Annotated in this window: 21 protein-coding genes and 1 pseudogene; 16 read left to right on the top strand and 6 right to left on the bottom strand. The window is 74.8% G+C overall.

Translation table 11 applies throughout. The features are described from left to right. Positions 1-2: 2 nt before the first annotated feature. Positions 3-320: a lycopene cyclase domain-containing protein gene (locus Cba03nite_RS01725; protein WP_239125386.1), complete on the top strand. Its 318-nt coding sequence runs from the start codon at positions 3-5 to the stop codon at positions 318-320. Further along, positions 317-625 carry a lycopene cyclase domain-containing protein gene (locus tag Cba03nite_RS01730; protein ID WP_203740904.1) on the top strand — a complete coding sequence of 103 codons (309 nt, stop codon included), beginning with the start codon at positions 317-319 and terminating at the stop codon, positions 623-625. The genes Cba03nite_RS01725 and Cba03nite_RS01730 overlap by 4 nt, the downstream gene beginning before the upstream one ends. Here the strand turns inward: Cba03nite_RS01730 and mptB are convergent. Further along, complete coding sequence (gene mptB, locus Cba03nite_RS01735) at positions 570-2267, bottom strand: polyprenol phosphomannose-dependent alpha 1,6 mannosyltransferase MptB (RefSeq protein ID WP_203740906.1); 1698 nt, start codon at positions 2265-2267, stop codon at positions 570-572. The genes Cba03nite_RS01730 and mptB overlap by 56 nt on opposite strands. A gap of 56 nt (positions 2268-2323) precedes the next feature. Here mptB and Cba03nite_RS01740 point away from each other — a divergent pair, with 56 nt between their 5' ends. Next, positions 2324-2764 (top strand): guanyl-specific ribonuclease, encoded by a 441-nt coding sequence (locus Cba03nite_RS01740; protein ID WP_239125387.1) that lies wholly within the window; start codon positions 2324-2326, stop codon positions 2762-2764. 1 nt (position 2765) lies between these two features. Here Cba03nite_RS01740 and Cba03nite_RS01745 read toward each other — a convergent pair whose 3' ends face one another. Both Cba03nite_RS01745 and Cba03nite_RS01750 read right to left on the bottom strand, forming a co-directional pair. Beyond that, positions 2766-3836, bottom strand: a complete 1071-nt coding sequence (locus Cba03nite_RS01745; protein WP_239125388.1) for a polyprenyl synthetase family protein — start codon at positions 3834-3836, stop codon at positions 2766-2768. A 9-nt stretch (positions 3837-3845) separates the two neighbouring features. Further along, positions 3846-5168 carry an NsdA family TPR-like regulatory protein gene (locus Cba03nite_RS01750; protein ID WP_203740908.1) on the bottom strand — a complete coding sequence of 441 codons (1323 nt, stop codon included), beginning with the start codon at positions 5166-5168 and terminating at the stop codon, positions 3846-3848. 508 nt (positions 5169-5676) lie between these two features. Here Cba03nite_RS01750 and Cba03nite_RS01755 point away from each other — a divergent pair. The 3 genes from Cba03nite_RS01755 to Cba03nite_RS01765 all read left to right on the top strand — a co-directional run bounded on the left by Cba03nite_RS01755 (position 5677) and on the right by Cba03nite_RS01765 (position 7740). Beyond that, complete coding sequence (locus tag Cba03nite_RS01755; RefSeq protein ID WP_203740910.1) at positions 5677-5961, top strand: hypothetical protein; 285 nt, start codon at positions 5677-5679, stop codon at positions 5959-5961. A gap of 104 nt (positions 5962-6065) precedes the next feature. Then, a complete protein-coding gene (gene metF, locus Cba03nite_RS01760; RefSeq protein WP_203740912.1) occupies positions 6066-6983 on the top strand; it encodes a methylenetetrahydrofolate reductase [NAD(P)H] in 918 nt (305 codons plus the stop codon). A gap of 46 nt (positions 6984-7029) precedes the next feature. Then, complete coding sequence (locus Cba03nite_RS01765; RefSeq protein ID WP_203740914.1) at positions 7030-7740, top strand: CDP-alcohol phosphatidyltransferase family protein; 711 nt, start codon at positions 7030-7032, stop codon at positions 7738-7740. Positions 7741-7972: 232 nt separating this feature from the next. Here Cba03nite_RS01765 and Cba03nite_RS01770 read toward each other — a convergent pair whose 3' ends face one another. The 3 genes from Cba03nite_RS01770 to Cba03nite_RS01780 are packed head-to-tail and all read right to left on the bottom strand — an operon-like array spanning position 7973 to position 10042. After that, on the bottom strand, positions 7973-8524 hold the full coding sequence (locus Cba03nite_RS01770; protein ID WP_203740916.1) for a GNAT family N-acetyltransferase: 552 nt from the start codon (positions 8522-8524) through the stop codon (positions 7973-7975). Beyond that, on the bottom strand, positions 8521-9009 hold the full coding sequence (locus Cba03nite_RS01775) for a YbaK/EbsC family protein (protein ID WP_203740918.1): 489 nt from the start codon (positions 9007-9009) through the stop codon (positions 8521-8523). The genes Cba03nite_RS01770 and Cba03nite_RS01775 overlap by 4 nt, the downstream gene beginning before the upstream one ends. 31 nt (positions 9010-9040) lie before the next feature. Further along, a complete protein-coding gene (locus Cba03nite_RS01780) occupies positions 9041-10042 on the bottom strand; it encodes an EamA family transporter (RefSeq protein WP_203740920.1) in 1002 nt (333 codons plus the stop codon). A 441-nt stretch (positions 10043-10483) separates the two neighbouring features. On the opposite strand from Cba03nite_RS01780, the gene Cba03nite_RS01785 reads away from it, so the two are divergent. The 10 genes and pseudogenes from Cba03nite_RS01785 (at position 10484) to Cba03nite_RS01830 (ending at position 23016) form a co-directional block, all read left to right on the top strand. Further along, positions 10484-10909 carry an SAV_6107 family HEPN domain-containing protein gene (locus tag Cba03nite_RS01785; RefSeq protein ID WP_203740922.1) on the top strand — a complete coding sequence of 142 codons (426 nt, stop codon included), beginning with the start codon at positions 10484-10486 and terminating at the stop codon, positions 10907-10909. A gap of 146 nt (positions 10910-11055) precedes the next feature. Next, the gene (gene imuA' / locus Cba03nite_RS01790) at positions 11056-11871 is read left to right on the top strand and encodes a DnaE2-dependent mutagenesis accessory factor ImuA' (protein ID WP_203740924.1); all 816 of its coding nucleotides are present in this window, start codon (positions 11056-11058) and stop codon (positions 11869-11871) included. Then, the gene (locus tag Cba03nite_RS01795; RefSeq protein WP_203740926.1) at positions 11871-13400 is read left to right on the top strand and encodes a DNA polymerase Y family protein; all 1530 of its coding nucleotides are present in this window, start codon (positions 11871-11873) and stop codon (positions 13398-13400) included. Before imuA' ends, Cba03nite_RS01795 begins: the two co-directional genes overlap by 1 nt. A gap of 260 nt (positions 13401-13660) precedes the next feature. Then, the gene (locus tag Cba03nite_RS01800; RefSeq protein ID WP_203740961.1) at positions 13661-16990 is read left to right on the top strand and encodes an error-prone DNA polymerase; all 3330 of its coding nucleotides are present in this window, start codon (positions 13661-13663) and stop codon (positions 16988-16990) included. Positions 16991-17101: 111 nt separating this feature from the next. Further along, positions 17102-18382 carry a chymotrypsin family serine protease gene (locus tag Cba03nite_RS01805; RefSeq protein ID WP_203740928.1) on the top strand — a complete coding sequence of 427 codons (1281 nt, stop codon included), beginning with the start codon at positions 17102-17104 and terminating at the stop codon, positions 18380-18382. A 93-nt stretch (positions 18383-18475) separates the two neighbouring features. Then, positions 18476-19198: a PASTA domain-containing protein gene (locus Cba03nite_RS01810; protein ID WP_203740930.1), complete on the top strand. Its 723-nt coding sequence runs from the start codon at positions 18476-18478 to the stop codon at positions 19196-19198. Between the two features lie 27 nt (positions 19199-19225). Then, positions 19226-19981 (top strand): methyltransferase domain-containing protein, encoded by a 756-nt coding sequence (locus Cba03nite_RS01815; RefSeq protein ID WP_203740932.1) that lies wholly within the window; start codon positions 19226-19228, stop codon positions 19979-19981. Further along, positions 19899-21145: pseudogene (locus tag Cba03nite_RS01820) on the top strand (alkaline phosphatase family protein); the annotation flags it as partial. The gene Cba03nite_RS01815 and the pseudogene Cba03nite_RS01820, both read left to right, overlap by 83 nt. A 48-nt stretch (positions 21146-21193) precedes the next feature. Beyond that, on the top strand, positions 21194-22501 hold the full coding sequence (locus tag Cba03nite_RS01825; protein ID WP_275411526.1) for a DNA polymerase IV: 1308 nt from the start codon (positions 21194-21196) through the stop codon (positions 22499-22501). Between the two features lie 128 nt (positions 22502-22629). Continuing rightward, complete coding sequence (locus Cba03nite_RS01830; RefSeq protein ID WP_203740934.1) at positions 22630-23016, top strand: SCO2097 family morphological protein; 387 nt, start codon at positions 22630-22632, stop codon at positions 23014-23016. Positions 23017-23070 lie beyond the last annotated feature (54 nt).

Consider the following 23070-nt stretch of genomic DNA (forward strand, 5'->3'; position numbering starts at 1 on the left):
CCGTGTACGCCTACCTCGCGGTGCTGCTCGGCTGCCTGCTGTGCGCGTTGTGGCTGGAGCCGGTGCTGCGGGTGGGCGTGCTGCGCCAGTGGCGGCGGCTGCTGCTGGTCGCCGTGCCGGTGGTGGCCGTGTTCGCCGCCTGGGACCTCGCCGCGATCGCGGCCGGGCACTGGAGCTTCGACCACGCGCAGGTGCTGGGCGTCTGGCTGCCCGGCGGGCTGCCGCTGGAGGAGCTGCTGTTCTTCCTGGTCGTGCCGCTGTGCGCGATCCTGGGCTACGAGGCGGTCCGTACCGTGCTGGCCAGGTTCGGGCGATCGTGACGTACACCGTGGCGGCTCTGCTGGGGCTGGCCGGGGCGGTCGCGGTCGACCTGTTCGTGCTGCGCACCCGGCTGCTGGCGAGTCTCGCGTTCTGGGCGACGTACCCGATCGTGCTGCTGTTCCAGCTGCTGTCCAACGGCATCCTGACCGGGCGCGGCGTGGTCCGCTACGCGCCGGAGGCGATCACCGGCCTGCGCGTGGCGTACGCCCCCGTCGAGGACCTGGTGTTCGGCTTCGCGCTGGTGCTGTTCACGCTCTCGCTCTGGGTCTGGACCGGACGGCGGCGGCGATCAGCGCGGCGGTGACCGCGAACGCGCCCACCGCCTTGGTCAGCACCGGCACCCCGAGCCCGTTGGGCAGGGTCAGGAACGCGCACCCGGCCGCCGCGACGGCCAGCCACCGCCGCCGTCGCGCGTCGGTCTCGGCCGCCGCCAGCACGGCCAGCGGCGCCACCGCGTACCACGGATAGAACACCGGCCCGAGCAGCGCCGTCGCCGCCATCACCCAGCCGCAGGCGAGCACCACCACCCGCGCCTGCCCCCGATGCCGCCACGCGTGCCGCAGCGCCACCAGCCCGATCGCGGCCAGCATGAGCACCCCCAGCACCCGCGCCACGGTCACCGCCGCGTCCGCCCACTCGCCCAGGCCGACGCCGCGCAGCAGATACCCCACCGTCATCCCCACCGCTGTCGGCGGTGAACTCCACTGCGCCAGCTCCCCGGTGCCCCGCAGCGCCCCGACCCACCCCAGCCCCAACCCGCTCACGACGCTGAACAGGGCAAACCCGCCGACCCCGGCCACCGCCCCGACCCACCACCGCCGCCCCAACAGCACCAACACGAACGGCACCACCACCACCGCCGTCACCTTGATCCCCACCGCCCCCGCGACCGCCGCCCCCGCGAGCGCCGCCGCCCACCCCGCGCTCCAGCGGGCCAGTTTCGGGGAAACTGCACTCGTCAAGGCACCGTGAGCTGCACTTTCCCCGAAACTGCCGCGCTCCTCGCCGGGCTCGGGGCGGGCGGGCTCCGCCGGGCCGCCCACGGAGCGTTGATCTTGCGTGAACTGTGGGGACGACACGGGTGAAACGGGCGAATGGGCAACAGTTCGCGCAAGATCAACGTGATCTTGGGGTGGTGGGGCGAGGGTCACGGCCAGGGCGAGGGCGGTGACGGTGAGGGCGGCGACCACGATGTCGTTGTGGGCGGCGGAGAGGGCGTGGGCGGCGGTCAGGGGGGTGAGCAGGGCGAGCCAGTAGGCGGCAGGGAGGGGGACGCCGCAGGCGCGGGCGACGGTGGGCAGGGTGGCGGCGAGCAGGGCGAGGGCGGCCAGGGCGAGCAGGCGCAGGCCGCCGAGCGCACCGAGCAGGCCGCCGAGCCAGGTCACCGCGCCGGATAGGACGACCGCGGCGGGGCCGTAGGGCGTGGGGGTGTGCCACCACAGTTCCGGGACGGCCGCGCTCCAGGGGCAGCCGCCGTCGGCGACACCCAGCGCGTACGGGTCCACCCCCGCGCGCCACAGCCAGCCCTGGCAGGCGTACGCGTACACGTCCCGGCTGCCCAGCGGTGGCGCGAACAGCAGCGGCGCGGCCCACGCCGCTCCGATCAGCAGTACCCGGCCGGCTGTCAGGGCGACCCCGGCGTCCCGTGCCCGCCCGTGCTCCATGCTCCCGCGATGCTGCTCCAGCGGCAGGGTGGGAGCGTGGGCCCGGGGAAGGAGGCGGCCGAGCTGCCACCAGGCGGCGGTCCACCCCGTCATGCCGGCCAGCCAGCAGAGCAGGCCCGCGAGGAAGCTCGCCGGGACCGCGCCGAATCCGCCCAGCCGCAGGCCGGGGCCCGGGTCGCCGCCCGGCAGCGCGCCCGCCAGGAACGCCGACACGGCCAGCAGCACGCCGGAGACGCAGCCGAGGGCGACGGCGGCCCGGGTCGTGACGTGGCGGGGGAGCACCCGATGATGATTCCACGGTCCTTGATCGGGACTGCGCGACGCCGCACACTCCTCGTGTGGACAGGCTCGGGACGCGGCGCAACATCGTCATCGCCGCCGTGGCGGCGGTGCTGCTCGTGGCGCTCATGGCGCTGGTCGGCTTCTGCGCGCGGACCACCATGCAACCCGGCTCGGACGGCGGCGCGCCCGCCGCCACGGCCGCGCGGACGCCGGTGTCCGGGCTGCCCACGGTGCCGCTGCGCGACCTGCCCAAGGAGGCGGTGGCGACCGTCGCGCTGATCGACGCGGGCGGGCCGTTCCCGTACGACAAGGACGGGACGGTGTTCGGCAACCTGGAGGGCATCCTGCCCAGGCAGCCGCGCGGCTACTACCGCGAGTACACGGTGCCCACGCCAGGCTCACGCGACCGGGGCGCGCGGCGGCTGGTGGCCGGACGCGACGGCGACCTGTACTACACCGCCGACCACTACGAGAGCTTCCGGCAGGTGCAACGCTGACTCAGGCCGCCCGCCGGACCGCGGCGTCGGCCAGCTCGCGCAGCATGTCAGCCGGCTCCGGCTCGACCGGCGCGGCGTCCAGCGCGGTCAGCGCCGCCGTGGTCAGCTCCGCGATGTACGACTCGGTGCGGGCCAGCGCACCCGACTCGGTGATGATCCGGCGCAGCTGCGCCACGCCGCCCTCGTCCAGGTCGGCCCGGCCCAGCGCGGCCGCGAGCGTGTCCCGGTCGGCCGGGGCGGCATGGGTCAGCGCCATCGCGATCAGGTACGTCCGCTTGCCCTCACGCAGGTCGTCCCCGGCCGGCTTGCCGGTCGCGGCCGGGTCGCCGAACACGCCCAGCACGTCGTCGCGCAGCTGGAAGGCCTCGCCCAGCGGCAGGCCGAACGCCGAGTACGCCGCGCTCAGCTCGGCCGGGGCGTCCGCCAGCGCCGCACCCAGCAGCAGCGGATGCTCGACGGTGTACTTCGCCGACTTGAACCGCGCCACCTGTGAGGCGCGCTGCACCGAGGTGTCCGCCGACGCCTGGGTCAGCACGTCCAGGTACTGCCCGATCATGACCTCGGTGCGCATCAGGTCGAACACCGGCCGCGCCCGCGCGACCGTCACCGGGTCCAGCCCGCTGGCGTGCAGCAGCTCGTCGGACCAGACCAGGCACAGGTCGCCGAGCAGGATCGCCGCCGCGGCGCCGAACCCGTCCGCGCCGCCCTGCCAGCCCGCCCGGTCGTGCAGCATGGCGAACCTGCGGTGCACCGCGGGCTCGCCGCGCCGGGTGTCGGAGGCGTCCATCAGATCGTCGTGCATCAGGGCGCTGGCCTGCACCAGCTCCAGCGACGCGAGCGCGGTCACCACCTCGTCGCGGTCCTCCCCGCCCGCGCCCCGGTAACCCCAGTACGCGAACGCGGGGCGCAGCCGCTTGCCGCCGCCCAGCACGAACGACTCCACCGCGTCGGCCATCGGCGCGAGGCCGGTGTCGATGTCCGCCATGTGCTCCCGGCGGTCGGCGAGGAAGACGGCCAGCGCCTTCTCGACCCGCGGGCGCAGCGCGGCACGGTCCACCGGGTGAATGGTCATAGCACGAACTTAGTTCACGCCACCTGGCGTCGATGACCCCGGGAGGTATGACATGAGCTGCCTGATCAGCTCACTCAGGTCATGTACCGCCGGGATGTGCCGGCGGCGGGCCAGCCGCGCCGACAGCTCCCGGGTCTGCTCCGCCGCCCGCACCGAGCCCGAGCGCACCGCCTCGATCGCCGCGTCCCCGCCGGCCGCGCACGCCTGCTCCACCTCCCCGATGCCGAGCAGCGCCCGCGCCCGCCACCCCGCGTACACGGCCGCCGTGCGCGGCTGGCCGCGGCGCCGGGCCGCCGCGCCGTCCAGCAGCGGCAGCGCCCGCAGCGGCCGGTCCAGCAGCACCAGGCAGCGCCCCGTCATCGCGGCCAGCTCGGCCTGATCCAGCCAGTACAGCCAGGACGGCTCGGCCGCGGGGGTGAGCTGCTCGCCGAGCCGCTGGGCGACCAGCAGCGACTGCCCGGCGGCGCTCCCGTCCGCGCACCGCGCCGCGGCCAGCGCCGCGCGGTGTGCGAGCAGGGCGCGGAGGCCCGGCGTGCCCCCGCGGCGGGCCCCCGCCGCGCCGATCCGGGCCAGCTGCCAGGCCACCCGCGGCCGCGCCTCGGCGAGCAGGTGGCTGGCTCCGCCGAGCAGGTGCCCGCCGAGGGCCGCGTCCCCGGCCTCGGCCGCCAGCAGCAGGCCCGAGCGGTACGCCCGCAACGCCGCGGCCTGGTCCCCGGCGTCCCCGGCCGTCCACCCGGCCAGCTGCGCCAGCTCGGCGGCGGGCCGCAGCAACCGCCGCCGGTCCGCCCCCCGCGCCCGGCGCAGGCGGGACGCGGCCTGCCGCCACCGCCGATGTACCACCGGCGCCAGATCCGCCCCGCCCACCAGGTCGTCCATCCGCCGCAGCTCCGCGAGCAGCGGTCGGCCGCCCCCGCCCTCGAACAAGCCGGCCGCCTCCGCCGGCGAACCGTCCCGCGCGGTCCGGTCCCCGGCATGGCCGGACCGGGAGCCGGGCGCGGCCGCCTCCCCCGGCGGCGGGGAACGGTCCGCGGTCTCGCGCAGCCAGCGCTCGGCCAGCCGGCAGAGCTGGTCGACGGCGTCCGGCGGGGCCGGGCCGCGGGCGGGCCGGGCGGTGGCGGCGAGCAGGGCGGGCGGCAGGTCGAGCACGAGCTCCAGCCAGGCCAGCCACTGCCCGCCGGGCAGGCGCTCGCCCCGCTCCCAGCGGCTCACCTCGTGCCGGGTGACGGTGTCGGCACCGGCGGCGGCGCACAGCAGTGCGGCCAGCCGGGTCTGGCTGTACCCCCGGCTCCGGCGGGTCTCGGTGATCAGTCTGCCCAGCGGCGGACGGGGCATGGCGGCCTCCCGGCTCGTCCCACGGCTCACGTGACAACGGCCGACCCCCGGCTCGGCGCAGGCCCCCATGCGCCGATCCGGTTCTACCGGCCCCGTACGACAACCCGCGCCGCGGCTGGCCGCGCCCGCCGCGAAGATCACTGTCTCGTGTCCAAAGGTGCGCTCGGAACCCACTTCTCGACACGAGACAGCGATCTTGCGGGCGGCACCACTCGGGCGCTGGAGTGGCACGGGAGTATTGACAGCGCCCGACCTGCGGCGACAGGCGCTCGCAGGGGTGTCACGGGATGCGTCGTGGCTGCTCAGGTGGTGGGTAACGACCGGCGGCGGCCTGGCCCCTGTGAATCTGCGGCTGGCCCCTCCCAAGAGGGCTTCTCCGCGCTTCGATGAACGTGCTCGCGCTGGTGGACGACTCCCGAGGCCGGTCGCGAGCCGCCGGGGCGGCGTGCCTTCTCCCAACGGCTCGCGCCGTCCCGGCACCTGTCCGCGTGCACCTGGGGAGGGCGCGATGAAGCTGTCGACGGTCGACTGGGAGAACCCGCCGCTGGATCCGCCGGAGGACGTGCCGCAGCCGCTGCTGTGGCGGCTGGCCGCGCGGCTGCTGCACGATCACGTGCCGGACGCCGGGTTCCACCCACCGGTGCACAGCTGCCTGGCGTGTGGCCAGGTCTGGCCCTGCCCGGCCCGGGGTTACGCCGAGCGCGGCCTGCTCGCCTCGTGTCGAGTTCCGGTGGACGGCCAGGCGGCGGCGGTGGCCGCGGACTGGATCCTCGGCGGCGACGAGTCATGGTGAGCCTGATGCGAACGCTGGGGCCGGTGAGCATGATCACGATCGGGCCGCCACCACGAACTGGGACGCGGCGGCCGGAGGGCGGATCGGACATTAGAGTCGGGAGGGTGACGCTGCGTGCCCCATCGACCATGCCGGGACCCCGCCCGACCGTGCGTGAGCTGCTCAGCTCGGGGGCGCCGACGTTCTCCTTCGAGTTCTTCCCGCCCAAGACCGCCGACGGCGAGCGCCTGCTGTGGCAGGCGATCCGGGAGCTGGAGTCGCTGCAGCCGTCCTTCGTCTCCATCACGTACGGCGCGGGCGGCAGCACCCGGGGCACCACCGTGCAGCTCACCGAGCGCATCGCCACGGAGACCACGCTGCTGCCGCTGGGGCACCTCACCGCGGTGAACCACTCGGTGGCCGAGCTGCGGCACGTCATCGGGCACTACTCGGACGCGGGCGTGCGCAACGTGCTGGCGCTGCGCGGCGACCCGCCGGGCGACCCGCAGGCGGAGTGGGTGGCGCACCCGCAGGGCCTGCACTACGCCGAGGACCTGGTGCGGCTGCTGAAGGAGAGCGGCGACTACTGCGTGGGCGTGGCCGCGTTCCCGGAGAAGCACCCGCGCTCGCCGGACCACGCCACGGACGTGCACCACTTCGTACGCAAGTGCCGCGCGGGCGCGGACTACGCCATCACGCAGTTCTTCTTCGACTGGCAGGACTGGGCCCGGCTGCGCGACGCGGCGGCGGGCGCGGGCTGCCACGTGCCGATCATCCCGGGCATCATGCCGGTCACCAACGTCAGCCAGATCGAGCGCATGGCGCAGCTGTCCGGCGCGGCGTTCCCGGCGGACCTGGCCGAGCGGCTGCGCGCCGTCGCCGACGACCCGCGGGCGGTGCGCGCCATCGGCGTCGAGGTGGCCACCGAGCTGAGTGCGAAGCTGCTGGCCGAGGGCGCACCCGGGCTGCACTTCATCACGTTGAACCGGTCGACGGCCACCCGTGAGGTGTGGCAGCGGCTGCGGGTGGGCGCGACGGTGTAGCTCCCATCCGGGTGGCCTGCCCGAGCAGGCGGACCGGGAGTGGAGCATGACGGCACCGACGACCCCGACACCTAACCCGACGGCGAGGATGAGCTGGGACGGATACGTCGCCGGCTGGTCGGGCTCGCACGACGGCTACGACCCGCGCCATGCCGGGCCGCTGCTGCGCAAGTGGCTGCGGGCCGCGTTCCGGGTCGGCGGGGTGCTGGCCCGGTTCGGCGCGCGGCCCGCGTACGCGATGACGGTGGCGGTGGCCTGCGCGCTGCTGGTGCCGCTGTGCGCGGTGCGCGGTGGCTCGTGGCCCGCGCTCGCGGCGCTGTTCCTGCTGCTCGGCCTGGCCGCGGACACGATCGGGCAGACACTGTCGGTGCTGCTGGGCCGGACCAGCCGGCTCGGCTCGTTCTACCGCTGCCTGCTCGACCGGCTGACCGAGGTGTGCTGGCTGGTCGCGCTGGCCGGGGTGGGCGCCCAGCGGACCCTGCTGCTGGCCTGCGCGGCGATGGTGTGGCTGCACGAGTACATCCGGGCGCGGGCCGGGGCGGTGGGCCTGCGGGCGGCGGGTTCGGCGACGATCGGCGACCGGCCCACCCGGGCCTGGCTGACCCTGCTCGCCCTGCTGCTCGCCGCCGCCGCGACCGCCCAGGTCGGCGCCGACCTCGCCGCCGGCATCGTCACCATGGTCCTGGTCCTCTGGTTCTCCCTCGCCGTCCTCGGCCTCGGCCAGCTCCTCACCGTCGTCCGCAAAGTCCTCACCTGACCCCCCGACCGCCCGCGCCGCGTGTCCCAGCCAAGATCGCTCGACTTGCCTGGCAGACGGGCGAATGAGCGGCCAAGATACGCCCATCTGCCAGGCAAGTCGGACGATCGAGGCCGCGCGCCGGACGATCGAGGCCGCGCGCTGGACGATCAAGGCCGCGCGCCGGACGGTCAGGGACGAGGGTGGACGGTCAAGGACGCGGGGGCGGACGGGCAAGGCTGAGGTCGGGCGGTCAAGGCTGGGGGAAGGGGAGGGGGAGGCTGCGGCCGAGGACGGCGAAGGGGCGGGGGTCGCCGGGGAAGAGGAGGTGGCGGGAGACGTCCTCGAAGCCGGTGCGGCGGTAGAGGCGCCAGGCGCGGGAGGCCTGCTCGTCGGCCTCGGGCGTGGACAGCAGCGTGGTCGCCGCCGGGGTCATCGCCAGCAGCGCCCGCAGCTGCGCCTCGCCCAGGCCGTGGCCCTGGGCGGAGGGGCGTACGTGCAGCTCCACGACCTCGAAGCAGTCGGCCAGCCAGCGCTGCCGCGCGGGCCCGTCCAGCACCGCGCTGACCTGGTCGTGCCACCACTGGCCGGGTTCGGAGTGGTAGCCGTACGCGAAGCCGAGCAGGTGGCCCGCGGTGCTCACGGTCGCGATCGCGCGGAAGTGCGGCCGCTGCAGGTGGGTGCTGATGTAACCGCGCCGTACGGCCAGCGCCGGAGGCTGGTACGACATCGCCTCGCCGAACACGGACAGCACGTCGTCCATGCGCCGGGCGAGATCGTCCGGCGTCCAGGGGACCAGCCTCATGCGACCTCCGCCGGCGTCGCCGACGTGACCCGCAGCAGCTCCGGATAGGTGATCGGGAAGACGGCCTGGGGCACCCCGCCCGCGGCCCAGATCTGGTCGTACGCGGCCAGCGCCACGTCGATCAGGGTGCGCACCGGCTTGGGGTGGCCGAGCGGGGCGACCCCGCCGATGACCTGGCCGGTGTGCTCCCGGACGAACTCCGGCGTGGCCCGGCGCAGCTTCGCCACGCCCAGCTCGGCGGCGACCTTGGCGGTGTCCACGCGGTGCCCGCCGGAGGTCAGCACGAGCAGCGGTTCACCGTCGACCTCGAAGATCAGCGAGTTCGCGATCTGCGCCGGCTCGACCCCGAGCGCCGCCGCGGCCGCGGCGGCGGTGTGCACGCCGTCCGCCAGGACGATCACGCGGCAGCCCGCGCCGGTGTGGTCGCGGGCGTCGGCGGCGTCGAGCGCGTGCTGGACGGCGATCACGTTCGGGTGCGACAACATCCTCGGTCCAGCCTCCGTGGTGGCGGGTCGGTCAGCGGGTCACGCTCAGCCGGTCGCGTTCGGGCGCGACGGCTCGGGCCTCATTCTGCCCCAGGGGCACCGGCTCGATCACCGCCGCCACGGGCACCCGGGCCGTCTCGGCGAGTGCGACGCCGGTGAGCAGCAGCGCGCCGCCCGCGAGCTGAGCCGGATTGAGCAGCTCGCCGAGGGTGACGAAGGCGACCCCGGCGGCGAGCACCGGCTCGATCATGCCGAGGATGCCCACGCTGGTGGCGGGCAGGTGCCGCAGGGAGCCGGCGATCAGCAGGTACGGCACGATGGTGCCGAGGACAAGCAGGTAGGCGACGAGCAGCCAGAGCGGCGTGCCCCCGGCGGTGTGCCCGGCCAGCGCGGACCAGTCCGGCGCGGCGCCGCCGAGCAGCCGGAACAGGAGCCCGGCCACGGCCGACACGCCGAACGCCCAGCCGGTCAGGGAGACGGTGTCCCGGTCGGTCACGCCCTGCGCGCCGAGCACGAAGTACGCGGCCAGCAGCACGGCGGCGCCGAGCGCGGCCGCCACGCCGAGGCCGTCCAGGCTGAGCGCGCCCCAGACCTCGGCGACGCAGGCCAGCCCGGCCAGGCACAGCAGCAGCCCTGCCCACAGCCGGGGGCGCACCCGGTGGCGCTGGCCGAAGCGGGCCCAGAGCGCCACGAACAGCGGCGCGGTGTACTCGAACAGCAGCGCGACGCCCACCGGCAGCCGGGCGATGGCCACGAAGTAGAGCATCGGCACGAGCAGGAAACCGGTCAGGCCGTACGCGATCAGCAGCGGCAGCTGCCGCGCGGTGACGGTGAAGCGGCGCAGCCCGGGACGCAGCGCCGCACCGAGCACGAGCAGGCCGGCGCAGGCGCCCACGGCGCGCAGCGTGGTGAGATCGGGCGCGCTGACCCCGGCGCGCAGGATCAGCTTGGAGACGGTGCCGTTGACGGCGAACAGCAGGCTGGCCAGCGCGACCATGACGATGCCCAGAGCGGGCCGGGGACGGAACGGCACCGGTCAAGGCTACCTGGTGTCATGTGCGTATCCGCATTCGGTCCTTACTCGGCGGGTCAGGGTTTACAACCGGGTTTTTTCGAACTAACGTTCTACTCGTTGTTCGGACAAGTGTTCGATCATCGTTCGGGGGGAGCGGTTCGCGACGCGAGCCCCGGGCCGGTGCTCGCGACATCGGCCCAGGTCACCGGAGATTCGCGGCTCCGGGCGACCACCAGGCGGGAGCCGCTCGCTGCCCATCGACCCCCGGGCAGCGGGTGGCCGCCCGACCGGCGAGCCGGTCCGGGTGTGGCGTGGGGAAGCTCCACGCCCGGCCGGCGAGCGCTACACCACGTTCTTCCTCCGTGGCTCGGCAAGGGGCGATCGCCAGACCTGTCATACGGGTAGGCGACGGTCATGAGGTCCGGCTGGCGACAGCCGAACGAGGAGGGAGCCGCCGACATGAACGCCACGACGAAGGTGCCGGCCCACGTGCTGCCGCACCGCACGCCGATCGAGCTGATCGTCCTCGCCCGGCGCGGACTCGCCGAGGCCCGCGACACCGACGGACCCGCCCAGCGCTACGCCACCGCCCACCTCGCCGCGCTGCGCGCCGCCGCCGCCGTGATCGCCGCCCGGGCCATGCCCGCCCCGGCCCGCCGCAGGCAGATCACCAGCGTGTGGGTGCTGCTGTCCATGGTCGCTCCCGAGATGAGCGCATGGTCGTCCCTCTTCTCCTCCGGCGCGGCCAAGCGGTCCGCGGCCGAGGCGGGCATCGCCCGGGTCACCGCCGAGGAGGCCGACGCGCTGCTGCTGCAGGCCGGCTACTTCGTCGACCTGGTGCAGGAGGCGCTGGACCTCGCCATCCAGCCCGCGCTGACCGTTTGACCGTGAAGATCGCTAGTTCGTGTCAGAACCTGGGGTCTGACCGCAGGTTCTGACACGAGATACCGATCATCTCGGCAACGCAAGACCCTATCCACGTACGACACGGGGGGATGACCGCCATGACGGGGCTGAAAGCGGCCCGGTCAATGGAGTTGCAGCACGCATCGGTGCGGCGAGCCAGCGACCTCACCGATGAGCGGGCCGGCCTGGGCGTCGACCGGATGCTGCCGGTCCTGCCCGAGCTGCGCGAACTCCTTCCCGGACACGGCCTGCGCCGCGGCAGCACCGTCGCCGTGGCGCCCGCCGGCGCGCCCGGCTGCGGCGGGGCCACCTCGCTGCTGCTGGCGCTGCTGTCCGCCGCCTCGTCCGCGGGCTCCTGGTGCGCGGTGGTCGGCCTGCCGACGCTGGGCCTGGCCGCCGCCGCCGAGATGGGCATCGCCCTCGACCGGCTGGCCCTGGTGCCGCACCCCGGCCCGCAGTGGACCACGGTGACCGGCGCGCTGCTCGACGGCTTCGACGTGGTGGTCGCCGCGCCGACCGGGCCGGTCGCGGCCTCCGTACGCCAGCAGCTGGCCGCCCGCGCCCGGCAGCGTGGCAGCGTGCTGATGCCGTTCGGCGACTGGGACGGCGCCGACGTCGTGCTCACCCCGGTTGCGGGCGCCTGGCTCGGCCTGGGCCGGGGTCACGGCAGGCTGCGCTGCCGTGAGCTGAGCATCACCGCCCGCGGCAAGGGCGCCGCCGCCCGCCCTCGCCGGGTCACCATGTGGCTGCCCGCCGTGTCCGGCCCACTGGGGGTAGCCGCCGCGTCCGCTCCGCTCGGGGTGGCCGCCGTGTCCGGCCCGGCCGGAGCGCCCGACTCGGCCGGGCCGGACTGCCTGCCCGCGCCGCCCGGCCGGACCCCGCGCCATGAGGGCCGGACCCGTGGTCACCTGCGGTCGGTCCCGCTCGGCCAGGCGTCCTGATGGGCGACGCCGCCCAGCGGACCATGCTCGTCTGGTGTCCGGACTGGCCGGTCATCGCCGCCGACCTGATGGACGGGGTGCCCGCGCACCGGCCCGTCGCGGTGCTGCACGCCAACCGGGTGATCGCCTCCTCCGCCGCCGCGCGCGCCGAGGGCGTACGCCGCGGCCTGCGCAAACGTGAGGCGCAGAGCAGGTGCCCGCAGGTGATCGTCGTGGACTACGACCCGGTGCGCGACGTACGCGCCTTCGAGCCCGTGCTCGCCGCCGTCGAGGAGATCGCCGCCTCGGTGGCGGTGGTGCGCGCGGGCGTCTGCGCGTTCGCGGCGCGCGGCCCGGCCCGCTACTTCGGCGGCGAGGAGGCCGCCGCCGAGCGCATCGTCGAGCAGGTCGCGCAGGAGTGCGGGGTCGAGGCGCAGCTCGGTGTCGCCGACGGCACCTTCGCCGCGCTGCTGGCCGCCCGGGCCGGCCGGATCGTCGCCCCCGGGCAGACCGCCTCCTTCCTGGCCGCGATGCCGATCAGCACCCTGGACCGGCCGCAGCTGACCAGTCTGCTGCGCCGGCTCGGCGTACACACGCTGGGTGATTTCGCGGCCCTGCCGCCCAGTGACGTGCTGGCCCGGTTCGGGCTCGACGCGGCGCTGGCCCAGCGGCTCGCCGCGGGCCGCGACGACCGGCCGCTCGCGGTCCGTCAGGCCCCGCCCGAGCTGGAGATCGAGGAGCGCTACGACGAGCCGGTCGACCGGGTCGACACCGCCGCGTTCGCCGCCCGCGCGCTGGCCGAGCAGCTGCACGAGCGGCTCGCCGCGCACGGCCTGGCGGCCACCCGGCTGGAGATCGGCGCGGTCACCGCCGACGGCCGGGAGCTGCACCGGGTATGGCGCCACGACGGCGTGCTCACCGCGCAGGCCATCGCCGACCGCACCCGCTGGCAGCTGGAGGGCTGGATCACCCAGCGCCGGATGACCGCCGGGATCGCCGCGCTGCGGCTGGTCCCGGACGGGCTGGTGCGCCAGGCGGGGCTGCAGGCAGGGCTCTGGGGCGACGTCGGCGCCGAGCGCGACCGCGCGCACCGGGCCCTGCATCGGGTGCAGGGCATCCTCGGCCCCGAAGCGGTGCTGACCGCGGTGCTCGGCGGCGGCCGTGACCCCGGTGAGCAGGCCACCCTGGTGCCGTGGGGGGACGAGCGGGTGCCGGTGCGCCCCGACGGCCCGTGGCCCGGCCGGCTGCCCCCGCCCGCGCCCGCCGTGGTCCTGGTCGAGCCGCAGCCCGCCCGGCTGCTCGCCGCCGACGGCGAGGAGGTCCGCATCACCGCCCGCCTGGAGCTCAGCGCCGACCCGGCGTTCCTGGTGCTTGACGGCCGAACGGCCGAGATCACCGGCTGGGCCGGTCCCTGGCCCGTGGACGAGCAGTGGTGGGACTCCCGCCGCGCCCACCGCGCCGCCCGCCTCCAGGTCCTCCTGGCCACCGGCCGCGCCGTCCTTCTGACCCTCGCCGCCGGCCAGTGGACCATCACCCTCCAGTTCGACTGACCGGCCCCGCGGCCTCCTGCGGGTTGATCATGAACTTCGGGACGTGTTCGACGGCGTGTCGCAACCCTTCGTCCGTGATCGTTTCGGGCCCTCGGCCGGTGCCGGGCGCCCTGTCGGCAGTGTTGATCACGGTGCCAGGGTTGCGACACGCCGTCGAACACGCACTTAAGTTCATGATCAACGCGGTAGAGGGGGGTGGGAGGTGGGGTGGGCTGGGGGTTAGTACAGTTGTTCGAGTGGGGTTTGATAGTCAGCATCGGATGCTGTGGGGGGAGCTGGAGCGGCGGATGCGGGGCGGCCTGGTGGTCGATCCGCTGGCGGTGGCTGACGGGGGTGATGGGCCGGGGTTTTCGCGGAAGAGGGAGCCGTATCGGGCGGGGGCGGTGGAGCGGCCGCGGGATGTGGTGCCGTATGCGGAGCTGCACTGTCATACCAACTTCAGCTTTCTGGACGGGGCGAGCGATCCGGAGGAGCTGGTCGCGGAGGCGGTGCGGCTGGGGCTGGAGGCGCTGGCGGTCACCGATCACGACGGGCTCTACGGGGTGGTGCGGTTCGCGGAGGCGGCGCGGGAGCACGGGCTGCCGACCGTGTTCGGGGCGGAGCTGAACCTGGCGGGGGTGCCGCGCGGCGGGGGCGCGCCGGATCCGGCGGGCACCCACCTGCTGGTGCTGGCGCGGGGGCCGCAGGGGTACGCGAACCTGGCCCGCGCCCTGTCCGAGGCGCATCTCGAAGGCGGCGAGAAGGGCCGCCCGAAGTACGAGCTGGAGAAGATCGCCGAGACCCTCCAGCAAAGCGCCGTGATCCTCACCGGGTGCCGCAAGGGCGCGGTGTCGCGGGCGCTGCTCACCGGCGGGGTGGACGCGGCGGCGTGGGAGCTGGACCGGCTGGCGGCGCTGTTCGGGCCGGAGAACGTGGTGGTGGAGCTGATCGACCACGCCGACCCGTACGACGGGGACCGCAACGACGCGCTGTGCGCGCTGGCGGAGCGGGCCGGGCTGCGCGTGCTCGCCAGCAACAACGTCCACTATCACCAGCCGGCGCGGCGGCGGCTGGCCACGGTGACCGCGGCGGTGCGCGCCCGGACCAGCCTGGACCAGCTCGACGGGTATCTGCCCGCGGCGGCCACGGCGCACCTGCGCTCGGGCGCGGAGATGGCGGCCCGGTTCGCGGCGATGCCGCATCCGCTGGCTCGGGGCGCGGTGGCGTACGCCGCCGAGCTGGGCCGGGAGCTGGCCTTCGACCTGCGGCTGGTGGCGCCGAAGCTGCCCCCGTTCACCGACGAGCACAACAACCGGGTCGAGGAGGCGGCGTTCCTGCGGGCGCGCACGCTGGAGGGGGCGGCCGAGCGCTACGGGCCGCGTGAGGCGTATCCGGAGGCGTACGAGCGCATCGAGCACGAGCTGAGGATGATCGAGCAGCTGGAGTTCCCCGGCTACTTCCTGGTGGTGTGGGACATCGTGCGGTTCTGCCGGGAGAAGAAGATCTACTGCCAGGGGCGGGGGTCGGCGGCGAACTCGGCGGTCTGCTACGCGCTGCGGATCACCAATGTGGACCCGGTCGGCGGCGAGGGCGGGCTGCTGTTCGAGCGCTTCCTGGCCCCGGAGCGGGACGGCCCGCCCGACATCGACGTGGACATCGAGTCCGACCGGCGGGAGGAGGTCATCCAGTACGTCTACCGGCGCTACGACCGGCAGCACACCGCGCAGGTCGCCAACGTGATCTCGTACCGGCCGCGTTCGGCGGTGCGGGACGTGGCGCGCGCGTTCGGCTTCTCCGCCGGGCAGCAGGACGCCTGGAGCAAGCAGATCGACCGGTGGAGCGCGGTGTCCGCGGGGGACGTGGACGGCATCCCGCCGCACGTGCTGGAGTACGCCAACGAGCTGCTGGCCGCCCCGCGGCACCTGGGCATCCACTCCGGCGGCATGGTCATCTGCGACCGGCCGATCATCGAGGTGTGCCCGGTGGAGTGGGCGCGCATGCCCGGCCGCACCGTGCTGCAGTGGGACAAGGACGACTGCGCCGCGGTCGACCTGGTCAAGTTCGACCTGCTGGGCCTGGGCATGCTGTCGGCGCTGCACTACGCCTTCGACTTCCTCGGGCAGGAGCTGGATCTCGGCGACCTCAAACCCGACGACCCCGAGGTGTACGCGATGCTGTGCCGCGCCGACACGGTCGGGGTGTTCCAGGTGGAGAGCCGCGCGCAGATGTCGACGCTGCCCCGGCTGCGCCCGGAGCGCTTCTACGACCTGGTGGTGGAGGTGGCGCTGATCCGGCCCGGCCCGATCCAGGGCGGCTCGGTGCACCCGTTCATCCGGCGCAAGAACGGGCAGGAGCCGGTGGACATCCCGCACCCGCGCATGCACAACTCGCTGGCCCGGACGCTGGGCGTGCCGCTGTTCCAGGAGCAGATGATGCAGCTGGCCATCGACGTCGCCGACTTCACCCCGGTGGAGGCCGACCAGCTGCGCCGCGCCATGGGCTCGAAGCGCTCGATGGACCGGATGGAGCGGCTGCGCGGCCGGCTCTTCGAGGGCATGGCCCGCAACGGGATCGAGGGCGCGCTGGCCGACGACATCTTCGCCAAGCTGTCCGCGTTCGCCAACTACGGCTTCCCGGAGAGCCACGCGATGAGCTTCGCCTACCTGGTGTACGCCAGCGCCTGGCTCAAGCGATACCACCCGGCGGCGTTCTGCGCGGCGCTGCTCGGGGCGCAGCCGATGGGCTTCTACTCGCCGCAGTCGCTGGTCGACGACGCGCGGCGGCACGGGGTCCAAGTGCGCCGCCCGGACGTGAACGCGAGCCCGGTCAAGGCGGGCCTGGAGTGGGCGCCGGGGGACCGTTCGGGCAGCCTGCCGGGGGAGCAGCCGTCGCAGTGGGGGCTGGGCGGGCCGGCCGTGCGGCTGGGCCTGGACAGCGTGCGCACGCTGGGCGAGGACGTCGCGAAACGCATCGTCGAGGAGCGCGAGCGCGCCGGGGCGTACGCGGACATGACCGACCTGGCCCGGCGCACCGGCCTGACCGCGCCGCAGCTGGAGGCGCTGGCCACCGCGGACGCGTTCGCCTGCTTCGGGCTGGACCGGCGGGCCGCGCTGTGGGCGGCGGGCGCGGCGGCCACCGACACCCCGGACCGGCTGCCGGGCACGGTCGCCGGGGTGCACGCGCCGGTGCTGCCCGGCATGGAGGACGTGGACCGGCTGGTCGCCGACGTGTGGGCGACCGGGCTGTCCCCGGAAGACCATCCGATCCGGCTGGTCCGGGAGCGGCTGACCGCGCGGGGCGCGCTGCCGATCTCGCGGCTGACCGGCGTCGAGCACGGGACCCGGGTGCTGGTCGGCGGGCTGGTCACGCACCGGCAGCGGCCGGCCACCGCGGGCGGGGTGACCTTCCTGAACCTGGAGGACGAGACCGGGATGCTCAACGTGGTCTGCTCGCCGGGGCTGTGGCAGCGCCACCGGACGGTGGCCCGGTCCAGCGCGGCGCTGCTGGTGCGCGGCCGGCTGGAGTCCGCGTCCGGGGTGCGCAATCTGGTCGCGGACCAGCTCGCGCCGCTGCCGGTGGCCACCCCGGCCGCCTCGCGCGATTTCCGTTAGTAGCGCGCCGATTACCACCAGTCCGTAAAGGACGTGAGAACGTCTTGTGTGGACCTGTTTCTGCCGATACCGTTCCCAAGACCCATCACCCCTGGGACGAACGGACATCGGATGCGAAAGTCGCTGCTCGCCGTAGCCGGTTGCGGGCTGATGCTGGCCACCCTGGTCACCTCGCTGCCCGCCCAGGCGGCGCCGCCCACCGCCGACTGCCGGGTCGCCGGGCCGGCACCCGCCCTGCGCGCCGCGCGGGCGGCCGACGGGACGCCCGCCTACCTGCAGTGGCTCGACACGGCGCCGGTCCGGCAGGCCAACTTCGCGGTCCAGCGGGCGGCGCAGGCGGCGCTGGGTGTCCCGGACGGCAAGCAGCGCGTTTCGGACACGCTGCGCCTGGGCCTGATCGGCAGTGCGATCGACCACAACACCCGCACCGTCACGGTCGTGCTCACCCCCGAGGCGGGGGAGCGGGCCGAGGAGGTCGGCACCCGGATCGCCGCGATGCCCTCCGCGCGCGACACCGCCGTCGCCCCGACGGAGGTCAAGGTCGGCTGCTTCTCGGCGGACCGCCTGATCGCGGCGGACGAGCTGCTGTTCGCCCGCGCCTGGCACCCGGACGCGGCCGCCGCGACGTTCAGCTACTACCTCGACGCCGCCGACTCCCGCTACCGGGTCTCCTTCGACCCCGGCTACCCGGAGGCGGCCCAGGCGCTGCGGGACGCGCTCGGCGACGTGGCGGACGTGACCCTTGACGGGGCGGGGCGCACCGGGCGGCTCAACGACGGCGAGCCCCACTTCGGCGGCGCCGGGCTGCGGGCCGGCTCCGGGGCGACGAACACCTGCACCAGCGGCTTCATCGCGCGGCGCAGCGACGGCCGGATCGGCGGCACCACCGCCGGGCACTGCTTCAGCAACGGTCAGAGCATCTACTCCTCGACGCAGTACTGGGGCGCGGCGTCGGGCAAGACCAACTACCCGGCGTACGACATCATGTTCGTCAGCTCGTCGGCGGAGACGTACGACAACAAGATCCACTCGGATCCGTGCTGCCCGACGGAGCGGTTCGTCACCGCCAAGCGCAACCCGGTGATCGGCGACTCGGTCTGCCTGAGCGGCATGGTCACCAAGGCCACCTGCGGCATCTCGGTGAACTCCCTGCAGGGCGTGCTGTGCGCCGCCGACGGTTGCACGTACGGCCTGATGCAGGGCAACCGCGGCGGCGACGTCATCGTGAAGAACGGCGACTCCGGCGGCCCCGTCTACATCCGGACCGGCACGAGCAACGCCACCGCCGTCGCCATGATCATCGGCTGCTCGTCCGGCTCCTGCACGTCCGTGCTGGCCGAGCACCTGTCCAGCATCGAGTCCTACCTCGGCGTGAGCGTGCTGACGAGCTGACGCCGGAGAAACGGCACAGCACGGGGGAACCGGCGCCGCGACGGCGCCCTCCAACCGAGCAGACCGGGTGGGCCGAGAGAAGTGAGGCGTGACATGGGCGGATCGGCAAGCTGGGCGGCGCGGGCGGCCGCGCTGGTGTGCGCGGGCGCGCTCGGCGCCTGCGCCGCGCAGGTGCCCCCGGCGGAGATCCCTCCGCCGCCGTCCCCCTCCACGGGGCCCACGGCGCGCGTGCCCGACCTGACCAACAAGAGCGTCGACCTCGTCGAGAAGGAGTTCCCGGCCGCCGGCCTGGTCGCGCTCATCAGGTATGAGCCCGGCCTGCTGCTGGAGCCCGGCACCGTCGCCGTCACCGACCCGCCGCCCGGCACGATCGCCGCGGCGGGCTCGGTGGTCCGCGTCGTCGTGGCCGGCGCGCCGAAGAACCTCGACGACTACATCCGGGGCAACCACGAGGTCTTCCTCGGCTCGACCCTCAGCTCGGACCGCACGCTGGTGCTCTCGGTGTACCAGAAGGGCCCCGACTCCGGCGCCGTCATCGAGGGCGCCCGCAGGTTCATCAAGGTCAAGCAGTACCGAGTGGTCTCCTGCCCGCGGTCCCGGGTCGACCTGGAGCAGGTCCAGATAGAACTGCACCGGCGCGACTTCCTGCCCCGCGCGGCGGATCTGAAGTTCAGCACCCAGGTGGATCCGGCCTCGTGCGCGCTGCGGCTGTCGGCCGACCTCACCGATGAGGAGACCGAGCAGCTCATGAAGCGGTACGAGGGCGCGCTCGTGATCGAGCGGGGATCCGGCGCGGGTTATGGAGTGCGCACATGAGGCCGGTCTGCCGATAGGCTCGGCGGCGTGGAGCGAACAGTGGCGCACGCCCGCATCGCGGGCCCCCGTACCGCCGTGATCTGGTCCGTGCTGCGCGGCGAGCTGGCCGGTCAGGACGGCCGCCCGCTCAGCGTGGTGGACGTCGGCGGGGGCACCGGCGGCTTCGCCGTGCCCCTGGCCGAGGCCGGGCACACCGTGACCGTCGTCGACCCGAGCCCGGACGCCCTGGCCTCGCTGCTGCGCCGGGCCACCGACGCCGGGGTCGCCGACCGCGTGCACGCGCTGCAGGGCGACGCCGACTCGCTGGGCGACCTGGTCCCGCCCGCCGCCGCCGACCTGGTGCTGTGCCACGCCGTGCTGGAGGTGGTGGACGACCCCGCTGCCGTCGCGCAGGCGCTGCACGACGCCCTGCGCCCCGGCGGCGCGGCCAGCGTGCTGGTCGCCAACCGCGCCGCGGCGGTGCTCTCGCGCGCCACGGCCGGGCAGTGGCAGGCCGCCACCGACCTGCTGCACGACCCCGCCGCCCGGACGGCCGGGCGGGACACCGCGCGCCGCCGCTTCGACCTGGACACCGCCGGGGAGCTGCTGTCCGGCGCCGGGCTGCAGGTGGAGCAGACGCACGGCGTGCGCGTCGTCGCCGACCTGGTGCCGGGGGTGATCGCCGACGCCGACCCGGAGTCGCTGCTGGCGTTCGAGCTCGCCGCCGCGGCCCTGCCGCCGTACCGCGACGTCGCCACCCAGCTGCACCTGCTGGCCCGCCGCCGCGGGCCCGCCGCCCACTGACCTACGGCCCGGGAGGCGCCCGTGTTCGTCGCACCGGACTACCCGCGCGGCACCCTCGCCGACGTGCTGCCGGGGGCGCTCGCCGCGCTCGGCCTGCCGGGCGCCGACCCGCTGGGCCTGGCCGCGCGCCTCGACGGCGTACGCCGCGTCGCGGTGCTGCTGGTCGACGGCATGGGCTGGCACCAGCTGCCCGCGCTGGCCGAGGTCGGGCCGGTGATCGCGGCCACCCTGCGCGGCGAGCTGGGCGCCGCCCTGCGCACCACCTGCGGCTTCCCCTCGACCACGCCGACCAGCCTGGTCAGCCTGGCCACCGGGGCGCTGCCGGGCGCGCACGGGGTGCTCGCCTTCAACACGATCGTGCCGGGCACCGGCCGGGTGCTCAACCACACCCTGTGGGCCGACGACCCGCCGCCGCGGCAGTGGGTGCCCGTCCCGCCGCGCTACGGCGCCGCGGCCGCCGCCGGCATCGACGTCACGGTGGTCAACCGGCCCGAGTACGCCGGCAGCGGGCTCACCGTGGCGACCAGCGACGGCGCGCGCTACCTGCCCGCCGCCGACGCGGACGAGCTGGCCGCCGGGATGCTCGGCGCGCTCAAGGAGGCCGCCGCACCCGCGCTGGTGTACGGCTACCACCCGCAGCTGGACAAGGCCGGGCACGGCCACGGGCTGACCTCGGCGCAGTGGGCCGACGCCGCGGCGGAGGTGGACACGCTGCTGGCCCGGCTGGTCGGCGGGCTGCCCGAGGACGCGGCGCTGCTGGTCACGGCCGACCACGGCCAGCTGGACGTGCCGTTCGACCGCCGTATCGACGCGCACGCCGACCCCGCGCTCGCCGCCGGGGTACGGGTGGTCACCGGCGAGCCGCGGGTGCGCTACCTGCACACCGAGCCCGGCGCCGCCGCCGACGTCGCGGCCGCGTGGCGGGAGCTGGCCGGGCACGCCGCCTGGATCGGCACCCGGGACGAGGCGATCGCCACCGGCTGGTACGGCCCGGTGGACGCGCGGCACGCGGCCCGGCTCGGCGACGTGGTGGCGGTCTGCCGGGACAACTAGGCGGTGCTGGCCACGGCCACCGACGCGCCGTCGGTCGCCCGCCTGGTCGCCATGCACGGCTCGCTCACCGAGGCCGAGATGCGCATCCCGGTCCTGCTGTATCGCTCCTGACCAGCTCCGCGCGGCCCGGCTGTCGGACCGGGGCGGTACCGTCGTCGCGTGGGACGTGCCTCGGGTGGTGGCGCGCCGAAGGGCTTCGGGCCGGACGGCGACGATTCCGGCTGCCCGTTCCTGCACATCGACATGGACGCGTTCTTCGCCTCGGTGGAGGTGCGCAGGCGTCCTGAGCTGCGCGGGCTCCCGGTGGTGGTGGGTGGCACGGGCGGCCGCGGCGTCGTCTCCTCGGCCAGCTACGAAGCGCGGGAGTACGGCGTGCGCAGCGCCATGCCCACCGCGATGGCACGGGCGCGCTGCCCGCAGGCGATCTTCATCCCGCCCGACATGGAGGCGTACGCGCAGGCGTCCCGGGCCGTGATGGCGGTGTTCCGCGACATCACGCCGCTGGTCGAGCCGCTGTCGGTGGACGAGGCGTTCCTCGACGTGTCGGGCAGCCGCCGCCTGTTCGGCCGGCCCGCCGAGATCGCCGCGCTGATCCGCCGCCGCATCGCCGAAGAGCAGCAGCTGACCTGCTCGATCGGGGTCGCGCCGAACAAGTTCCTGGCCAAGCTCGGCTCGACCCGGGCCAAGCCGGACGGCCTGCTGGTGATCCCGGCGGACCGGGCGCTGAAGTTCCTGCACCCGCTGCCGGTCTCGGTGCTGTGGGGCGTCGGCGAGCGCACCGAGGAGTCGCTGCGCCGGCTGGGCATGCGCACCGTCGCCGACGTGGCGCACGCCGGGCCGGGCCTGCTGCGCGCGGCGGTGGGCCAGGCCATGGCCGCGCACCTGCACGAGCTGGCCTGGGGGCGGGATCCGCGCCAGGTCAGCACGGAGCACCAGGAGAAGTCGATCGGGGCCGAGGTCACCTTCGACACCGACCTGGGCGATCCGGAGCAGCTGCGCAAGATGCTGCTGGCGCTGGCGCAGAAGGTCGCCGCGCGGGCCCGTGCCTCCGGCCAGGCCGGGCGCACCGTGTCGATCAAGGTGCGGTTCGCCGACTTCCGGACCATCTCCCGGTCCCGGACGCTGCCGGGCCCGACCGACGTGGCGCACGAGATCATGTCGACCGCCTGGGAGCTGTTCGAGGCGGTGCGGGCGCAGCAGCGCATCCGCCTGGTGGGGGTGCGCCTGGAGGGGCTGCTGGCAGCGGAGGGGGCGGTGCGGCAGCTGGCCCTCGGCGAGGCGGAGGACGGCTGGCGGGAGGCCGAGGTGGCCAGTGATGCGGTCATCGCCCGGTTCGGCCGGGGAGCCGTCCGTCCGGCCAGTCTGCTCGGTACGACCCGGCGTTCTTCCGGCGCGGCCCGGCCTCTGCCACAAAATCCCGCTCCGGGCATGGTCGTCCCGCTTTCCGACCCGCCCACGCCCTCGTAGACTGACGGGTAGCAGTCGTCCGGCTGCAACACGTATTCACGGTTTGGCGATCTTCTGCTGGGGAATCGGCGCCCTGTCGCACCCTCAGCACCAAGACCGCCCGACCTGGCGGACCGGGGAGGAGAGCCGTGCCGCTATCCGAGCACGAGCAGAGGCTGTTCGAGCAGATCGAGCGGTCGCTGTCCGAAGACCCGAAGTTCGCTTCGGCCGTCCGCCACAGCGACCCGAAGTTCCACGCCCGCCGGCGCATCATCGTCTCCGCGGTGCTCATCCTCGCCGGCCTCGGCCTGGTGGTGTACGGCGTCGCCGACAGCTCCAAGCTGTGGCTCGGGGTGGTCGGGTTCGTGCTGATGCTCGGCGCGGCGGCGTTCTGGATGCTGGCGCACAAGCGCAGCCAGACCGCCGAGCTGCGCTCCGTCGGCGGCACCGCGACCCGGCGGACCCGTCGCGGCAACGGCGGGGTCATCGACCGCCTGGAGAACCGGTGGCGCGAGCGGGGCGACTTCGATCGCTGATCCCGGCGCCGGTGGTGGGTGCCGGCCCGGAACAACCTGAACCACATGAGGCGG

Source organism: Catellatospora bangladeshensis, from assembly GCF_016862575.1.
In the GTDB taxonomy this organism is placed as follows: Bacteria; Actinomycetota; Actinomycetes; order Mycobacteriales; family Micromonosporaceae; genus Catellatospora; species Catellatospora bangladeshensis.